This is a genomic window from Paracoccus hibiscisoli, from assembly GCF_005048265.1.
Classification (GTDB): domain Bacteria; phylum Pseudomonadota; class Alphaproteobacteria; order Rhodobacterales; family Rhodobacteraceae; genus Paracoccus; species Paracoccus hibiscisoli.
In genome coordinates this window covers 23522-41033 of the sequence record NZ_SUNH01000023.1, presented here as the reverse complement: position 1 = coordinate 41033, position 17512 = coordinate 23522, and the positions used below count along the sequence as shown (strand labels likewise).

The window sequence follows — 17512 nt, the reverse complement described above, 5'->3', positions numbered from 1 at the left end:
CCGCCCGTCTTTAGGGCGCGGGCGCGCGACCCACAAGTGGATCAGGCCGAAAGCCCCGCCAGACGCCCGGCCAGCACCGCGATACCCGCCGCATCGACATTGGCAAAGGCGATGCGCAGGTGTCGCGGCCCGGTCGGATCGTCCGCCGGCGTGAACATGGTGCCGGGCAGCGCCAGCACCCCCGCATCGCGTACCATCCGCCGCGCCAAAACGGCCGAGCTTTCGGCAAAGGGATGCTCCAGCCAGGCGAAATAGGCGCCCGCGCTTTTCAGCCGCCAGCCATCCAGCGCCCCAAGGGCCGATGCCGCCGCCGCGCGCCGGGCCAGAATCTCGGCCCGCTCTCCGGCCAGCCATTCCTGCAGGTTGGTCATGCCCCAGACCGCCCCGATCTGCCCCAGCTGCGCCGGAGAGATGGCGACCGTGTCCAGAAACTTCTCGACCTGGGCCAGCCGGTCATGGCCCGCGACCATCGCGCCCACCCGGTGCCCGGTCAGCCGATAGGCCTTGGAGAAGCTGTAAAGCTGGATCAGCACCCGGTCCCAATCGGGCCGCGTCAGCAGGTTATGGGGTGCGCCCGTGCGGCTGTCGAAATCGCGATAGGTCTCGTCCACGACCAGCGCCAGGCCATGCGCCTGCGCCAGGTCATAGAACCGGCCCACCAGATCGGCGGGGTATTCGGCGCCCGACGGGTTGTTCGGCGTGACCAGCACGATGGCCCGCGTGGCGGGGGTGATCAGCGCCGCCGCGTGGTCGGGGTCGGGCAGCATGTCCGCCCCGCAGGGCAGCGGCACGGTGGTGACGCCCGCCATGTCCAGCCACATCTTGTGGTTGAAATACCACGGCGTCGGCACGATCACCTGGTCGCCCTGCCCGGCCAGCGTGGCCATGACCGCGCAGAACGCCTGGTTGCACCCCTGCGTGATCGCCACATGCGATCCGCTCAGCGCACCGCCATAGGCCGCCGAAAACTGCGCCGCCACCGCGTCGCGCAGATCGGTATTGCCCAGCACGGGGCCATACAGATGCGCCTCGGGGCGATGCAGCGCGGCCTCGGCGATGGCGCGGCGCAGCCCTTCGGGGGGCGGATCGACGGGGGCTGCCTGGCTAACATTGATCAGCGGCCGGTCGGGGGCGAAGCGCACCCCGTCCAGCCAGCGGCGCGCCTCCATCACCGGGGGGGCAAAGGTCGCGGCAAGGGCGGGGTTCAGGGGGTGCATGTTAGTTCCGTTCCAGTCGGCGAAGGTCGGTCAGATCGGGCGGCAGCGACAGATCCAGCGCTGGCGAAGGCATCGCCGGCCGGTCATCGGGGGCTGCGGCGCTGTCGGGGGCGATGCGGGGGGTGTCGTCCTGCACGGGTCCGGCCATGGGTTGCGGGACGCTCAGCTGAGTGCGGGGGGCGGCCTGCGGCAGGGTCAGGCCGGGCGCGTCATCGACCGCGGGCGGCTGGTCCTGAGCGGGGATGCGGTCATCGGCCAGGGTCTCGGGGCGGGCGGTGTCGCCGGTGACGGCCACCGGCGCGGGTTCGCCCTCGGGGGCGGGCACGGCCGCCGGGCGGGTGTCGATGCGCGGCCCGGCGGCGTTGGGCGCGGGCAGGCGCGGGGTCAGATCGCCGCCGCGTCCGAATTCCGACCCCACCGGCAGCCCGACCGACAGCGGCGCCACGCCCCCCTGCGGCAGCGGCGCAAGCAGCGACAGCGCCGCCAGCGCGCCTGCGCCCGCCAGACCGCCCAGCAAAACCCCCGCCAGAAAACCCCGTGCCATGCCCGCGCCCGTCCCGTCTGCCTTGCCCGATGCGCGGCGTCCGGTCGGTCTTGACCCCCGGTCGCGCTTTGGCCCATCTATAGCGGACGCTTTTTCCGGGGGAAACCGCCCCCTTTTTCCTGGCCGCAAGGTGCCCCGATGATCCTTCTGATCGACAATTACGACAGCTTTACCTGGAACCTGGTCCATTACATGGGCGAGGCCGGGGCCGAGGTGACCGTGCGCCGCAACGACCAGATCACCGTGGACGAGGCGCTGGAAATGGCGCCCGACGGCATCGTGATCTCTCCGGGGCCCTGCGATCCGGCGCAGGCAGGGATCTGTCTGGACCTGATCGCGGCGGCGGCGGAACGAGCCATTCCGCTGCTGGGCGTCTGCCTGGGGCATCAGGCCATCGGCCAGGCCTTTGGCGGGCGGGTCGTGCGCGCCAACCGCATCCTGCATGGCAAGGTCGACGCGATCAGCCATGACGGCACCGGGGTCTTTGCCGGGCTGCAATCGCCCCTGAACGCCACCCGCTATCACTCGCTGACGGTCGAGCCGGAGACCCTGCCGGACTGCCTGCGCGTCACCGCCACCTCGGATGATAGGACGATCATGGGCCTGATCCACAAGGACCTGCCCATCGAGGGCGTGCAGTTCCACCCCGAATCCATCGCATCCCAGTTCGGGCACGAGATGATCCGCACCTTCCTGGGCCGCTGCCCCGCCCGCAAGGACGCCGCATGACCGATATCCGCCCCCTGATCGGCCTGGCCGCGGAACGCCCGCTGACCGGCCCCGAGGCCGAGGCTGCGTTTTCCGCGCTGTTCGACGGTGCCGCGACGCCCGCCCAGATCGGCGGCCTGCTGATGGCGCTGCGCGTGCGCGGCGAGACCGTGGACGAGATCGCGGCCGCTGCCCGCGCCATGCGCGCCCGCATGACCCGCGTGACCGCGCCCGATGGCGCGATGGACATCGTCGGCACCGGCGGCGACGGCAAGGGGACGCTGAACATCTCGACCGCGACGGCTTTTGTCGTGGCGGGGGCGGGCGTGCCGGTGGCCAAGCATGGCAACCGCAACCTGTCGTCGAAATCGGGGGCGGCGGATGCGCTGACCCAGATGGGGATCAACGTGATGGGCGGGCCGGCGGTGGCCCAACGCGCGCTGGATCAGGCGGGCATCTGCTTCATGATGGCGCCGATGCACCACCCGGCGATGCGCCATGTGGGGCCGCCGCGCGCCGAACTGGGTACGCGCACGGTCTTCAACCTGCTGGGTCCGCTGACAAACCCGGCGGGCGTGCGCCACCAGCTGACCGGCGCCTTCAGCGCCGCCTGGCTGCGGCCCATGGCCGAGGTGCTGCGCGATCTGGGATCGACGTCTGCGTGGCTAGTCCATGGCGGCGACGGCACGGATGAGCTGTCCATCGCCGAGCCCAGCGAGGTCGTGGCCCTGGCGGACGGCCAGATCACCGAATTCACCGTCACGCCCGAGGATGCGGGCCTGCCCCGCCACCCCTTCGAGGCCATCATCGGCGGAGAGCCCGCGCAGAACGCCGCGGCCTTTCGCGCCCTGCTGGACGGCGAACGGGGCGCCTATCGCGACGCGGTGCTGCTGAACGCCGCCGCCGCGCTGCTGATCGCGGGCCGCGTGCCCCACCTGCGCGACGGCGCGCGCATGGCGGCCGAATCGCTGGACAGCGGGTCGGCCAAGGCGCGTCTGGTCGCGCTGGCGCAGGTGACCGGCGCGCCCGAGTCGTGACGCCGCCCGAACCCTGGGCGCATCTGGCGTTCTTCGCGGACCCCTGGCCCGCGATCCGCGACCGGCTGGAGGGGACCGGGTTTCTGCCCGGCCCCGACCGGGTCTTTGCCGCGCTGGAGGCGCTGCGCCCGCAGGACGTGCGCGTGGTGATCCTGGGGCAGGATCCCTACCCCACCCCCGGCCATGCGAACGGCCTGGCGTTCTCCGTCACGCCTGAAACGCCGCTGCCGCGATCGCTGCGCAACATCTATGCGGAGTTGCGCGACGATATCGGTGCGGCGCCCCAGACCGGCGACCTCAGCCCCTGGGCGCGTCAGGGCGTGCTGCTGCTGAACAGTGCGCTGTCGGTGATGCCGGGCAAGGCCGGGGTGCATGCCGCCTGGGGCTGGCACCATCTGGCCCGACAGGCGGTGGCCGAGGCGCAGGCCCACGGCCCGCTGGCCTTTCTGCTATGGGGTAATCACGCGCAAAAGACGCTGGCGGGGCTGCCGACCGACCGCGATCTGGTGATCGCCACGGCGCATCCCTCACCCCTGTCGGCGCGGCGCGGCTTTTTTGGGTCGCGCCCGTTCAGCCGGATCAACGCCTGGCTGACTGCGCAGGGCCGCGCGCCGATCGACTGGTCCGCCTGACCCTGTCGCGGCGCCCCCTTCCCCCGCCCGCCCATGGGGGCTAGAACAGCAGCATGGATATTCTGGACAAGATCAAGGCCTACAAGCTGGACGAGATTGCCGCCGCCAAGGCTGCCCGTCCGCTGGCCGACCTCGACGCACAGGCCCGCGCGGCCGACGCCCCGCGCGGCTTTGCCCGCGCCCTGGACCGTGCCGCCGCGACCGGCCCGGCCCTGATCGCCGAGATCAAGAAGGCCAGCCCCTCCAAGGGCCTGATCAGGGCCGATTTCGACCCGCCCGCGCTGGCCCGCGCCTATCAGGCCGGGGGCGCCGCCTGCCTGTCGGTGCTGACCGACGGCCCCAGCTTTCAGGGCGCGCCCGACTATCTAACCGCCGCCCGGGCCGCCTGCGATCTGCCCGCGCTGCGCAAGGATTTCCTCTATGACACCTATCAGGTGACCGAGGCGCGGGCCTGGGGCGCGGATTGCATCCTGATCATCATGGCCTCGGTCGATGACGCCCTCGCGCGCGACCTTGAGGATGCCGCCATGGATTGGGGCATGGACGTTCTGATCGAGGTGCATGACGGTGCCGAACTGGACCGCGCGCTTCAGCTGAAATCGCCTCTGATCGGAATAAATAACCGCAATCTCAAGACCTTCGACGTCACTCTTGATGTGACGCGCGACCTTGCGCCCCGCATTCCGGAGGACCGGCAGGTCGTCTGCGAAAGCGGGCTGTTCACGCCGGAGGACCTGGGCGCGATGATGCAGACCGGCGCCCGGCGCTTCCTGATCGGAGAGAGCCTGATGCGCCAGCCCGACGTGACCGCCGCCACCCGCGCCATCCTGTCGGTCCCGGCATGAGCCTGACGCATTTCGACGCCACCGGTCAGGCGCATATGGTCGACGTCTCGACCAAGCCCGAGACGATGCGCGAGGCCGTGGCCACCGGTTGCGTTGTCATGTCACCCGAGACGCTGGCCCTGGCGCAGGGCGGCGCCGCCAAGGGCGACGTGCTGGGCGTCGCGCGCCTGGCGGGCATCATGGGCGCGAAACGCACTGCCGACCTGATCCCACTGTGCCACCCCCTGCCGCTGGCCAAGGTTGCCCTGGACCTGATCGCCGATCCTGACCTGCCCGGCATCCGCGTCACGGCTACGGTCCGCACGACGGGCCGCACCGGCGTCGAGATGGAGGCCCTGACCGCCGTCACCACCGCCTGCCTGACCATCTATGACATGCTCAAGGCCGCGCAGAAATCAATGCAGATCCAGGATATCCGCCTGATGCGGAAAGAGGGCGGCAAATCAGGCCTCTACGAGGCAGAGTTGTGATTTCGGTCGAACAGGCACTGGCCCATGTCCTGGCCCTGGCCCCCGCCCCGCGCCCCGAGACGGTCGCGCTGGAGCATGCCCATGGCCGCGTCCTTCTGGAGCCTGCGGTGGCCGCCATGACGCAACCGCCATTCGACGCCTCGGCCATGGACGGATATGCGCTGCGACGCGCCGACCTTCCGGGCCCCCTGGATGTCATCGGCACCAGCGCGGCAGGGCACCCCTGGGGAGGCGAGGCCCGTCCCGGCACTGCCATCCGCATCTTCACCGGCGCGCCCGTGCCCACGGGCTATGATCATGTGGAGTTGCAGGAGAACATTCTCCGCGAAGATGACCGGATCACCGTTCAGACCCGCTCGACCGGCAGCAACATCCGCGCCCGTGGAAACGATTTCGCGGCAGGCGACCGGGTGGAGCCGGGGCACATCCTCGGCGCCGCTCAGATCGGCCTCTTGGCCGCAATGAATGTCGCGGATGTGACCGTGGCTCGCGCCCCACAGGTGGTGATCCTGACCGGAGGTGACGAATTGGTGCCGCCCGGCACCACGCCCGCACCGGGGCAGATCATCAGTTCCAACGACCTCGCGCTGGCGGCACTGGCGCGCGAGGCGGGGGCCGTTCCGCGCATCCTGCCGATCGCCCGTGACACCCCTGACAGCCTGCGCGACAGCTTTCGGGCTGCAGAGGGGGCGGACCTTCTGGTGACCATCGGCGGCGCCTCGGTCGGCGATCATGACCTGATCGCTGGGATCGCCGCCGAACAGGGAATCGTGCAGTCCTTTTACAAGGTCGCACTGCGCCCCGGAAAGCCGCTGATGGCCGGACCGATGGGCGCAGGCGCCATGCTGGGCCTGCCGGGTAATCCCGTATCGGCAATGGTTTGCGGCATCTTGTTCATGCAACCTCTCATTCGGGCGATGCTTGGTCTGGAGCCTGGTCCTTTGATCCGCACGGCCTTGCTGGGGCGCGATCTGTCGGCTGAGGGGCCACGGCAGCACTACCTGCGCGCTTCCCTTGATGGTGAAGGCGACCTGCCGCGGATCACGCCGTTCGATGACCAGGATTCCGCCCGGCTGACGGTGATGTCGGACGCGGATGCCCTGCTGATCAGGCCCCCCGAAGACCCCGCGCGCAAGGCTGGCGATCAGGTATCCTATATACCGCTGCGCAGCGATGTCCTGCCGCACTAGTTAACTGTTTTTTCACCATTTCAGGGTCAAATGATTGACGGGATTCTGACCATGGTTTAGAACATAGGTAGAACATCAGAAAAAGGGCGGGTCATGTTGACGAAAAAGCAGATTCAACTGCTTGAGTTCATCCAGAGGCGGATGGCGCGGGATGGCGTGCCACCCTCCTTTGACGAAATGAAGGATGCGCTGGATCTTCGCTCGAAATCCGGCATCCATCGCCTCGTGACGGCGCTGGAGGAACGTGGCTTCATCCGCCGCTTGCCGCATCGTGCCCGCGCGCTCGAAGTCCTGCGGCTACCGGATGCCCTCTCTCATCTGACCGAAACCGCAGACGATAAGCCGCGCCCGGCCTTCACGCCGCGCGTCATTTCGAACACCCGCCCTGCCCGACCCCGCGGCGCCATGACGGTGATGGACAGCCCGGCGGTGCAATTGCCGCTGATGGGGCGCATCGCTGCAGGCGTCCCGATCGAGGCCATATCCGAGGTTTCGCATCACGTCGCCGTTCCGGGAACCATGCTGTCGGGCCGTGAGCATCATTACGCGCTCGAAGTGACGGGCGATTCGATGATCGAGGCCGGGATCAACGACGGCGATGTGGTTGTGATCCGCGAACAGGACACGGCAGAGACAGGCGACATCATCGTGGCGCTGGTCGACAACCAAGAAGCCACGCTGAAGCGGTATCGGCGCAAGGGCTCGATGATCGCGCTGGAGGCCGCAAACCCGGCCTATGAGACGCGCCTTCTGCCCGAGGATCGGGTCCGGATCCAGGGTCGCCTGGTCGGCCTGATCCGCAGCTACTGACCCACGCCGGGGTTCCGCATCACGCGTGAAGGAACCCCGGACCCGCGCGGGACAAAAGCTCGCGCGCCAGATCGTCGCCCATGGCCTCGCCATCGCGCGCGTCACCTTGGCGCTGGCCCGATACGACCTCACTGCCATCCGGGCGCAGGATTTCTCCGCGCAGCATCAGGGTGTCCCCCTCCAGATCCGCCAATCCTGCGATCGGCGTCTGGCAGGACCCGTCAAGTCGCTTGAGGAACGCGCGCTCGGCCGCGATTCGCAGCCCCGTTGCGCCGTCATGGATGGCCGACAGCAGCGCGGCGCAGTCGTGATCCTCTGCGCGCCGTTCCACCCCGATCGCCCCCTGAGCGACTGCGGGCAGCATGTCCTCGGGGGCAATCGAGCCCTGCGCCACATGGCGCATGTTCAGACGCGATAGCCCGGCCATGGCCAGAAAGGTCGCAACAGCCACGCCATCGGCCAGCTTCTGTAGCCGCGTCTGCACATTGCCGCGAAATTCGACCAGTTGCAGGTCGGGACGACGATGCGCCAGCTGGGCGCGCCGCCGCAGGCTGGACGAGCCGACCACGGCGCCCTGCGGCAGCTCGGCAATGGACGCGACATGCGGGCTGACAAAGGCGTCGCGCACATCCTCGCGCGGAAGAAGGCAGTCGATCACCAGGCCGTTGGGCTGCAGGGTCGGCATGTCCTTCATCGAGTGAACCGCGATGTCGATCCGGCCGTCCATCAGCGCGTCCTCGATTTCGCGCGTGAAAAGCCCCTTGCCGCCGATCTCCTTCAGGGGCCGGTCCAGCACCCGGTCGCCGGTCGTCTTGATGGCCACGACCTCGAACGCATCGGCGGGCAGACCATGCGCGGTCATCAGGCGATCGCGGGTCTCATGGGCCTGCGCCAGCGCAAGCGCCGAGCCGCGGGTTCCGATCCGAAGTGGGCGGGTGGGTGTGGGCATCTGTGTCATGCGGCCCCGCATAGCGGCCGGGGGCGTGCTTGACAACGTCTGTCGCCTCCCCTTCAAGGGGCGCAGGAGGCTTCATGACCAAACTTCTGCTGCGCGCCCTGGCTGGCGAGACCCTGCCCACCCCGCCGATCTGGATGATGCGCCAGGCCGGTCGCTATCTTCCGGAATACCGTGCGACGCGGGCGCAGGCGGGTGATTTCCTGTCGCTGTGCTACAACCCGGACCTGGCGGCCGAAGTCACGCTTCAGCCGATCCGGCGCTTTGGCTTTGACGCGGCCATTCTGTTCGCGGATATCCTGCTGATCCCGCAGGCTCTGGGCGCCGATTTGTGGTTCGTGACAGGCGAGGGCCCGCGCCTGTCCACCGTCACGTCCGCCGCCGATCTGGCGCGGTTGAAGCCCGCCGATCAGGTGGATGCGCAGCTGTCGCCGGTCTATGAGACCCTGCGCATTCTCAGCCGGGAACTGCCGGGCGAGACGACGCTGATCGGCTTTGCGGGTGCGCCCTGGACGGTCGCGACCTATATGGTCGCGGGGCGCGGCACCAAGGATCAGGGTCCCGCACACCTGCTGAAGGATCAGGACCGCGCCACCTTCACCGCCCTGATCGACCTGATCACCGAGGCGACCATCCATTACCTGTCGCGACAGATCGACGCGGGGGCCGAGGTCGTCAAGCTGTTCGACAGCTGGGCCGGCAGCCTGAAGGGCCGCGATTTCGACGATTTCGCGTTGGCACCCGCCGCGCGCATCATCGGGGCGCTGAAGGCCCGCCACCCCGGCATTCCCGTCATCGCCTTTCCGCGCGAGGCGGGTGACCGCTATATCGGGTTCGGCAAGGCGACCGGCGCCGATTGCGTGGCGCTGGACAATTCGGTCAGCGCCGATTGGGCGGCGCGCCATGTCCAGGTCGACGGCTGCGTCCAGGGAAACATGGCGCCGCAGCACATGGTCACCGGTGGCCCCGACCTGGTTGCCGAGGCGCAACGGATCACGCGCGCGCTGCGGGGTGGGCCGCATATCTTCAACCTGGGGCATGGCATCACGCCCGATGCCGATCCGGACAATGTCGCCAGGATGATCGACGCGGTCCGCAGCGCCTAGCGCGCCACCGCCCTGGGATAGCCGTTCCGCCGCAGATCGTTCAGGGCCGCGATCAGCGCCTGCCTGTCGGCAAAGGGCCCCGCCATGACCAGCCGCAGGGGGCCTTTCTCTCCTGCAGCGCGTCCTTGGCCCGTGGGGTAGCCCCGGGCCGCCAGGGCGCGCAGCACGATCATCGCATTCTCATCATCCGCATAGGCACCGACCTGAACATAGCGCGCCGATGCCGGGATCATTTCGACATCAGGGGCCTTGGCCGGAACCGGCGCGGGCGCGGGACTGGGCGTCGCCGCGGGTGCGGTCCGGCGATCACGGGTGACGGTCGCCGATGCGGCGGGCGGCGTGGCGCGGGCGGTTGCGGGCTTGGCCGGAACGGCCGGGGATGGCCGGGGCTGCACAGCCGGGGCCACAGGCAACCGGACACCGGTGGTCAGCGTGGCAATGGCCGGTTCGGCGCGCATTCCGGGGCACAGTCCCAGGGTCGAGCCCTGCGCCGTGCCATCGGGGTCCGGTCGATAGCCAAGTCGGGCGCAGAGTTCGGCCGAACCCGACAGTCCAGCGGCATCCCGCACTGCGGGTGCTGCGGCGAGGGCGTCCTGCAGCGCGGTCTGGATGGGGTCGGTCCGGCGCGAGGGTGCAGGCTCGGCGCGCGCATCCACCGGGCGCGGGTCGGCGTTCCATTCGCCCGCCCCCAGATTGCGCGACAGCTCCTCCATCAGCACCGTCTCGATATCCGGCGCAGGGGGTGGCGTCAGGGGCAGCGCGCGATCGGCGGCGGGGTCGGTGCGCCGCACGTCCATGCTGGGCGGAAAGCCGCACAGGGCCTGTCCCGTGCCATCCATCCGCGGCGCCCAGCCACCGCCGTCCCGCGTAAAGACGCAGCCCTGCCCGTCGATATATTGCGCGCCCGAAAAGCCGTCGGGCGGCGGCGGCACGGGTGCGGCCTGTGCCGCCCCGCCCAGCAAAAGCATCGCCAAGACCCGCCACTGCCCGATCATCTGCCATCCATCCGTTGTCCTGCCCCAGACCTAGCGCAGAGGCATGAAACGGCGGTTAACGGCGGGCGTTATTTCGTGCCGAACATCCGGTCGCCCGCATCGCCCAGGCCCGGCACGATATAGCCGTGATCGTCCAGACGCTCATCCAGGGCGGCGGTAAAGATCGGCACGTCGGGATGCGCCTCGCGCATGCGTTCGACGCCCTCGGGGGCGGCCAGCAGGCACAGGAAGCGCATGTTGACCGCGCCGCGCTCTTTCAGCATGTCGATGGCCGCGACCGATGAATTGCCGGTGGCCAGCATCGGATCGACGACGATGGTCATGCGCGCATCCAGTTCGCGCGGCACCTTGCAGTAATATTCGACCGGCTTCAGCGTCTCGGGGTCGCGATAAAGCCCCACGAATCCCACCCGCGCGCCGGGGATCAGCTCCAGAATGCCGTCCAGCAGCCCGTTCCCGGCCCGCAGGATCGAGATCAGGGCCAGCTTCTTGCCCTCCAACGTGGGGGCGTCCATCTCGCACATCGGGGTCTCGATCCGCATGGAGGTCAGTTCCAGTTCGCGCGTGACCTCATAGGCCAGAAGCAGGCTGATCTCGCGCAGAAGGCGGCGGAACCCGGCGGTGGAGACGTCTTTCTGGCGCATGATCGACAGCTTGTGCTGGACCAGCGGGTGATCGACAACGGTCAGGTGTTGCATCAGGCGAATTCCTTTCTCAGCCGCTCGCGGGTCGGCGCATCGCAAAAGGCCGCATCAGTGGCCCAGAGGTTGATCTGTCGGAACTCGGTATCGCCCCAGCCAAAGGTCGACGCAAGCCGGTCGTATTCGCCCCGCATCGTGGTGTGAAAGAACGGCGGGTCGTCGGTGGAGACCGTCACCCGCACCCCCGCATCCGCCAGCCGCGCGATGGGATGCGCCTCCCAGGACGGATAGACCCCAAGCGCGATGTTCGACCCCGGACAGACCTCCAGCGTGACGCCGCGGCGGGCCAGGTCGCGGACCAGCGCCGGGTCCTCGATGGCCTGCACCCCGTGGCCGATCCGCGTGCAGCCCAGGTCCAGCGCGTCGCGCACGCTGGCAGGCCCGCCCCATTCGCCCGCATGGCAGGTCAGGCCCAGCCCGGCCTCGGCCGCGCAGTCAAAGCTCCAGGCATAATCGGTCGCGCGGCCCACCTGCTCGGCGCCGCCCATGCCGAAGCCGGTGATCCAGCCGCCTGCGGTTTCCGCCGCGCAACGGGCGGTCTGGCGCGCACGGTCGGCGCCGAAATGGCGGATGGCGGTGACGATGCCGCGGCTGTCGATGCCCTGTGCGCGGGCGGCGTCGGCGACCTCGGTCATCGCGGCCAGATGGTCCTGCCACGCGGACAGATCCGCACCCCCGCAGAATTCGGGAGAGACGAACAGTTCCGCATAGATCACGCCCTCCTCGGCGCAGCGTTCCAGCACGCAGGCCAGCAGGCGGGCATAGTCGCGCGGGCCGGTGATGACGCTGGTCGCGGCCTCGTAACAGCGCAGAAAGCCGGGGAAATCGGCATAGGCGTAATGGCCGCGCGCGTCGAAGACGCCCGACAGGTCGGCGCGTTTCTCCTTGGCCAAGGCGCGGATGAAATCGGGGGGCGCGGCCCCCTCCAGATGCAGATGCAGCTCGATCTTCTTCACAGGAACGACCTTCCATGGGCGGGGGCCGAAAGGCCAAGATGCGCCATGACCGAGGCGCCGATATCGCTGAACCCCACCTGCCCCACGGCGCGCGGACCCAGACCCCAACCCAGCACGGGGACACGTTCGCGGGTGTGGTCGGTGCCGGACCAAGACGGATCGTTGCCGTGATCGGCGGTAAAGATCGCCAGATCGCCCGGCGACAGCGTCGCGATGAACCGCCCCGCCACGTCATCGAACCATTCCAGCTGGCCCGCATAGCCCACGATGTCGCGCCTGTGCCCGAAATTCGTGTCGAATTCGACGAAATTCGCAAAGGTCAGGCTGCCCGGTTCGGCCTGCGTCCCAAGGCGGATCAGGTGATCCGCCAAGGCCGCGTCATCGGCGCCCTTGTGCAGATGCGTGATGCCGCGATGGCTGAAGATGTCGCCGATCTTGCCCACCGCATGGGTCACGCGCCCCGCCCCTTTGGCGATGTCCAGGATGGTGTCGCCCGGCGGCGCGATGGCGAAATCGCGCCGGTTGCCGGTGCGGCGAAAGTTGCCCGGCTGGCCCAGAAAGGGCCGCGCGATGACCCGGCCCACGCGCATCGCGTGCAGCATGGGCGACAGGTCGCGGCACAGCGCGATCAGGCGGTCCAGGCCGAACGCCTGCTCATGCGCAGCGATCTGCAGCACGCTGTCGGCCGAGGTATAGCAGATGGGCCAGCCGCTGCGCAGATGCTCGGCCCCGAAATCGTCGATCACCTGCGTGCCCGAGGCATGGGCGTTCCCCAAAATGCCCGCCGTGCCCGCCAGTTCGCAGATGCGCGCGGTAACGTCCGGCGGAAAGGCAGGGTTCGTGTCGGGGAAATAGGTCCAGTCCCAAGGCACCGGCACGCCCGCGATCTCCCAATGGCCGGATGGGGTGTCCTTGCCGCGCGACAGTTCGGTCGCGGCGCCCCAGAGGCCCTGCGGGGTGGCGCCCAGGCCCGGCGCATCGGTGCCGGAGGCCAGACGCACCGCCGCCCCCAGCCCCAGCCCGTCCAGCACCGGCAGGCGCAGCGGACGCGCCTGCGCGATGTGGCCCAGGGTGTTCGCGCCGGTATCGGGGCGGCCATCGTTGAAGAAGGCGTGGGCATCCGGCGCGCCGCCGATGCCCACGCTGTCCATGACGATCAGGAACGCCCGGCTCATGCGGTGATCCGGTCGCGGATCAGGGCGCCGGCCTGTCCCTCGCCCAGGGTATAGGCGGCCTGCACGGCGGCGATGGCGACCTGGGCCGCGGTGTCATCGGCGGCGTGGACCATGGCCAGCGGCGCATCCGCGCCCACCGCGTCGCCCAGCTTGGCCATGCGGTCCAGGCCCACGCGGTGGTCGATCACCTCACCCGCCCGCACCCGGCCCCCGCCAAGCGCCAGCACCGCATGCCCTAGCGCGGTCACGTCGATGCGGCCCACCCGGCCCTGCGGCGCGGGCACCGGCACGATGACGGGGGCGCGGGCCAGATGCGCGCCCGGGCGCTCCAGCAGGTCGCGGGGGCCGCCCTGGGCCGCGACCATGCGGCCAAAGGCCTCGGCGGCGGCACCGCTGTCGAGGGTCGCGGCCAACCCCTCGGCCGAATGCCCGGCCAGGGTCAGGCATTCGGCGGCCAGCGCCAGCGTCAGGTCGCGCAGCGCGCCCGGTTCGCCCTGCAGGCAGCGGATCGCCTCATGCACCTCCAGCGCGTTGCCGGCGCTGCGGGCCAAGGGCTGGTCCATGTCGGTGATGAAGGCGGTGGTGCGGCAACCCGCGCCGTTCGCAGTTTCCACCAGCGCCTGCGCCAGACGCCCGGCGCTGTCGGATTTCTTCAGGATCGCGCCCGAGCCCGCCTTGACGTCCAGCACCAGCGCATCCAGCCCGGCGGCCAGCTTTTTCGACAGGATCGAGGCCGTGATCAGGTCGATCGATTCCACCGTCCCCGATTCGTCGCGGATCGCGTACAGCCTGCGGTCGGCTGGCGCGACATCGCCGGTCGCGGCGACGATGGCGCAGCCGATCTTGCGGACGATGCGGCGGAAATCCTCCTCGGGCTGGTCGCACAGATAGCCGGGGATCGCCTCCAGCTTGTCCAGCGTGCCGCCGGTATGGCCCAGTCCCCGCCCCGAGATCATCGGCACGAAACAGCCCCGCGCGGCCAGCAGTGGCGCCAGCACCAGCGACACCGTATCGCCGATGCCGCCGGTCGAATGCTTGTCCACCACCGGCCCCGGCAGATCCCATTGCAGCACATGTCCCGAATCGCGCATCGCCCGGGTCAGCGCCACGCGGCCCGCCTGCCCGGTCCCGCGCGTCAGCACCGCCATGGCGAATGCCCCCGCTTGCGCATCGCTGACGGAGCCGTCGGCCAGCCCCTGGGCGATCAGCGCCGCCCCCGGCCCGTCCAGACCGCGCCCGTCGCGGATCGCGGCGATCACCGGACGCGGATCGGTCATGTGCGCGCCATGTGGCCCGCGTCGAACCGGCCGGGCAGCAGATCGCCGATGGTGGTGTGCATTTCCGCCCCGTCGGTCGTGGCCAGCAGGACCGGCACGTCGCCCGCGCCGAATTCGGCCAGCTTCTGCCGGCAGCCGCCGCAGGGGGGCACGGGGCTGGGGCTGTCGGCGATGACGGCGACCTCGGTCAGGACCGTCTCTCCGGCGGCGACCATGGCGGAGATGGCCCCGGCCTCGGCGCAGGTGCCCTCGGGATAGGCGACGTTCTCGACGTTGCAGCCGCGATAGACGGTGCCCGACGCGCCGCGGATGGCCGCACCGACCTTGAATTTCGAATAGGGCACATAGGCCCGTTCGCGCACTTCGCGCGCCGCATCCAGCAATGACATGATCCTGTGCATCCCTTGCAAGTTCCGCCGCCAATCTGCGCCCGCAGGCGATCTTGTGCAAGGCGCGCGCGCGGGCAAAGAACCCCGCTGTTCCCCGACGTCAGATTGGTTTAACGGTAAACCAATTCCGAAACTTGAGGGGCGAGAGATGGAAGACCGCAGGCAGGACAGCGCCAGACAGGCCGCACTGGATTATCACGAATTCCCGCGTCCGGGGAAACTGGAGATCCGCGCGACCAAGCCGATGGCCAACGGTCGCGATCTGGCCCGCGCCTATTCCCCCGGCGTGGCCGAAGCCTGCCTGGAGATCAAGGCCGACCCCAGCACCGCCGCGCGCTATACCACCAAGGGCAATCTGGTGGCGGTCATCAGCAACGGCACCGCCGTTCTGGGCCTGGGCAATATCGGCGCGCTGGCCTCCAAGCCGGTGATGGAGGGCAAGGCGGTCCTGTTCAAGAAATTCGCCAATATCGACTGTTTCGACATCGAGGTGAACGAACTCGACCCCGTCAAGCTGGCCGAGATCGTCTGCGCGCTGGAGCCGACCTTCGGCGCCGTGAACCTTGAGGACATCAAGGCCCCCGACTGCTTCATCGTCGAGGAGATCTGCCGCGAGCGGATGAATATCCCGGTCTTTCACGACGACCAGCACGGCACCGCCATCGTGGTGGGCGCGGCCGCGACCAACGCGCTGCGCATCGCAGGCAAGCGGTTCGAGGACATCAAGATCGTCTCGACCGGTGGCGGGGCGGCGGGCATCGCCTGCCTGAACATGCTGCTGAAGCTGGGCGTGCAGCGCCAGAACGTCTGGCTGTGTGATATCCACGGTCTGGTCCATGAGGGCCGCGAGATCGACATGAACCCGCAAAAGGCGGCCTATGCCCAGCCTTCCGACAAGCGCGCCCTGGCCGAGGTCATCGACGGGGCCGATCTGTTCCTTGGCCTATCCGGTCCCGGTGTCCTGACCCCCGAGATGGTGGGCCGCATGGCGTCGCGCCCGATCATCTTTGCCCTGGCCAACCCCAACCCCGAGATCGACCCCGAGGCCGCCCGCGCTGTCGCCCCCGATGCGATCATCGCCACGGGCCGCAGCGATTTCCCGAACCAGGTCAACAACGTCCTGTGCTTTCCCTTCATCTTCCGCGGTGCGCTGGACGTCGGCGCGACCACCATCAACGACGAGATGAAGATCGCCTGCATCGAGGGCATCGCCGCCTTGGCCCGCGCCACCACCGCCGCCGAGGCCGCCGCCGCCTATCGCGGCGAGACGCTGACCTTTGGCGCCGACTACCTGATCCCCAAGCCCTTCGATCCGCGCCTGATGGGCGTCGTCTCCAGCGCGGTCGCCCGCGCCGCGATGGAGACCGGCGTGGCCACCCGCCCCCTGGAGGACATGACCGCCTACAAGCAGAAGCTGGACAGCTCGGTCTTCCGCTCGGCCATGATCATGCGCCCGGTATTCGAGGCCGCCGCCACCACCGAACGCCGCATCGTCTTTGCCGAGGGCGAGGATGAGCGCGTCTTGCGCGCCGCCAACGCCATGCTGGAGGAGACGACCGACGTCCCCATCCTGATCGGCCGCCCCGAGGTCATCGCCATGCGCGCCGAACGCGCAGGCCTGCCCATCCGCCCCGATGTCGATTTCCAGATCGTGAACCCCGAGAACGACCCCCGCTATCGCGACTATTGGGAGACCTATCACGGGTTGATGGCCCGGCGCGGGGTCAGCCCCGACATCGCCCGCGCGATCATGCGCACCAACACCACCGCCATCGGCGCCGTGATGGTCCATCGCGACGAGGCCGACAGCCTGATCTGCGGCACCTTTGGGCAATACAGCTGGCATCTGCAATATGTCCGCCAGGTCTTGGCCCGCGACGGGCTGCACCCGGTCGGCGCGCTGTCGATGATCATCCTGGAGGACGGGCCGCTGTTCATCGCGGACACGCAATGCCATAACGACCCCACCCCCCAGCAGGTGATGGAGACGGTCGTGGGCGCCGCCCGCCATGTGCGCCGGTTCGGCCTGACGCCCAAGATCGCGCTGTGCAGCCATTCCCAGTTCGGCAACACCGACAGCTATTCTGGGCGCAAGATGCGCGATGCGCTGGCCATGCTGGACGCGCGCGAGGCCGACTTCATGTATGACGGAGAGATGCATGTCGACGCGGCCCTGGACCCCGACCTGCGCGAGCGGATCTTTCCCGGATCGCGGCTGCAGGGTGTCGCCAACGTGCTGGTCTTTGCGGGCACCGATGCGGCATCGGGCGTCAGGAACGCGCTGAAGATGCGGGCGGCGGGCCTGGAGGTCGGGCCGATCCTGATGGGCATGGGCAACCGCGCCCATATCGTGACCCCGTCGATCACCACGCGCGGCCTGCTGAACATGAGCGTTCTGGCCGGCACGCCGGTCAACCATTACGGCTGATTCGGCGCGGATGTTTGCAAACCCGGCGGCCCAGCAAAGGCGATTTTGCTGCGCCACCCGCTTTGCAGAATTACGCA

Annotated in this window: 18 protein-coding genes; 9 read left to right on the top strand and 9 right to left on the bottom strand. The window is 69.1% G+C overall.

Translation table 11 applies throughout. The annotated features are described in order from the left end of the window. Window positions 1-41: 41 nt before the first annotated feature. Together FA740_RS15325 and FA740_RS15320 are read right to left on the bottom strand one after the other, a co-directional pair. A complete protein-coding gene (locus tag FA740_RS15325; RefSeq protein ID WP_136857689.1) occupies window positions 42-1217 on the bottom strand; it encodes an aminotransferase in 1176 nt (391 codons plus the stop codon). 1 nt (window position 1218) lies between these two features. Next, window positions 1219-1761, bottom strand: coding sequence for a hypothetical protein (locus FA740_RS15320; RefSeq protein WP_136857687.1), 543 nt, complete (start codon window positions 1759-1761; stop codon window positions 1219-1221). A 138-nt stretch (window positions 1762-1899) separates the two neighbouring features. Here FA740_RS15320 and FA740_RS15315 point away from each other — a divergent pair, with 138 nt between their 5' ends. The 7 genes from FA740_RS15315 to lexA all read left to right on the top strand — a co-directional run bounded on the left by FA740_RS15315 (window position 1900) and on the right by lexA (window position 7453). After that, window positions 1900-2490: an anthranilate synthase component II gene (locus tag FA740_RS15315; RefSeq protein ID WP_136857686.1), complete on the top strand. Its 591-nt coding sequence runs from the start codon at window positions 1900-1902 to the stop codon at window positions 2488-2490. Further along, complete coding sequence (gene trpD, locus FA740_RS15310) at window positions 2487-3506, top strand: anthranilate phosphoribosyltransferase (RefSeq protein WP_136857684.1); 1020 nt, start codon at window positions 2487-2489, stop codon at window positions 3504-3506. Before FA740_RS15315 ends, trpD begins: the two co-directional genes overlap by 4 nt. After that, window positions 3503-4138: a uracil-DNA glycosylase gene (locus FA740_RS15305; protein ID WP_136857682.1), complete on the top strand. Its 636-nt coding sequence runs from the start codon at window positions 3503-3505 to the stop codon at window positions 4136-4138. Before trpD ends, FA740_RS15305 begins: the two co-directional genes overlap by 4 nt. Window positions 4139-4191: 53 nt before the next feature. Beyond that, complete coding sequence (gene trpC, locus FA740_RS15300; protein ID WP_136857681.1) at window positions 4192-4983, top strand: indole-3-glycerol phosphate synthase TrpC; 792 nt, start codon at window positions 4192-4194, stop codon at window positions 4981-4983. After that, entirely contained in the window at window positions 4980-5453 is a 474-nt protein-coding gene (moaC, locus tag FA740_RS15295) for a cyclic pyranopterin monophosphate synthase MoaC (protein WP_136857679.1), read from the top strand. The genes trpC and moaC overlap by 4 nt, the downstream gene beginning before the upstream one ends. Next, window positions 5450-6643, top strand: a complete 1194-nt coding sequence (locus FA740_RS15290) for a molybdopterin molybdotransferase MoeA (RefSeq protein WP_136857677.1) — start codon at window positions 5450-5452, stop codon at window positions 6641-6643. The genes moaC and FA740_RS15290 overlap by 4 nt, the downstream gene beginning before the upstream one ends. Window positions 6644-6736: 93 nt before the next feature. Next, window positions 6737-7453, top strand: coding sequence for a transcriptional repressor LexA (gene lexA / locus FA740_RS15285; protein ID WP_136857676.1), 717 nt, complete (start codon window positions 6737-6739; stop codon window positions 7451-7453). 19 nt (window positions 7454-7472) lie between these two features. On the opposite strand, the gene hemC is transcribed toward lexA, so the two are convergent. Further along, on the bottom strand, window positions 7473-8411 hold the full coding sequence (hemC, locus tag FA740_RS15280) for a hydroxymethylbilane synthase (RefSeq protein WP_211243724.1): 939 nt from the start codon (window positions 8409-8411) through the stop codon (window positions 7473-7475). Window positions 8412-8485: 74 nt separating this feature from the next. Between hemC and hemE the strand changes: the two genes are divergently transcribed. Continuing rightward, window positions 8486-9514, top strand: coding sequence for a uroporphyrinogen decarboxylase (gene hemE / locus FA740_RS15275; RefSeq protein ID WP_136857674.1), 1029 nt, complete (start codon window positions 8486-8488; stop codon window positions 9512-9514). Here the strand turns inward: hemE and FA740_RS15270 are convergent. The 6 genes from FA740_RS15270 to FA740_RS15245 all read right to left on the bottom strand — a co-directional run bounded on the left by FA740_RS15270 (window position 9511) and on the right by FA740_RS15245 (window position 15007). Further along, on the bottom strand, window positions 9511-10509 hold the full coding sequence (locus FA740_RS15270; protein WP_136857672.1) for an SPOR domain-containing protein: 999 nt from the start codon (window positions 10507-10509) through the stop codon (window positions 9511-9513). The two genes, hemE and FA740_RS15270, sit on opposite strands and share 4 nt — an antisense overlap. Window positions 10510-10577: 68 nt before the next feature. Beyond that, entirely contained in the window at window positions 10578-11207 is a 630-nt protein-coding gene (gene upp / locus FA740_RS15265) for a uracil phosphoribosyltransferase (RefSeq protein WP_211243723.1), read from the bottom strand. Next, window positions 11207-12166, bottom strand: a complete 960-nt coding sequence (locus tag FA740_RS15260; protein ID WP_136857670.1) for an adenosine deaminase — start codon at window positions 12164-12166, stop codon at window positions 11207-11209. The genes upp and FA740_RS15260 overlap by 1 nt, the downstream gene beginning before the upstream one ends. After that, window positions 12163-13341 (bottom strand): phosphopentomutase, encoded by a 1179-nt coding sequence (locus tag FA740_RS15255; RefSeq protein ID WP_136857668.1) that lies wholly within the window; start codon window positions 13339-13341, stop codon window positions 12163-12165. Before FA740_RS15255 ends, FA740_RS15260 begins: the two co-directional genes overlap by 4 nt. Beyond that, window positions 13338-14618 (bottom strand): thymidine phosphorylase, encoded by a 1281-nt coding sequence (locus FA740_RS15250; protein WP_136857666.1) that lies wholly within the window; start codon window positions 14616-14618, stop codon window positions 13338-13340. The genes FA740_RS15255 and FA740_RS15250 overlap by 4 nt, the downstream gene beginning before the upstream one ends. After that, complete coding sequence (locus FA740_RS15245) at window positions 14615-15007, bottom strand: cytidine deaminase (protein ID WP_136857665.1); 393 nt, start codon at window positions 15005-15007, stop codon at window positions 14615-14617. The genes FA740_RS15250 and FA740_RS15245 overlap by 4 nt, the downstream gene beginning before the upstream one ends. Window positions 15008-15155: 148 nt before the next feature. Here FA740_RS15245 and FA740_RS15240 point away from each other — a divergent pair, with 148 nt between their 5' ends. Next, on the top strand, window positions 15156-17435 hold the full coding sequence (locus FA740_RS15240; protein WP_136857663.1) for an NADP-dependent malic enzyme: 2280 nt from the start codon (window positions 15156-15158) through the stop codon (window positions 17433-17435). Window positions 17436-17512: the final 77 nt, after the last annotated feature.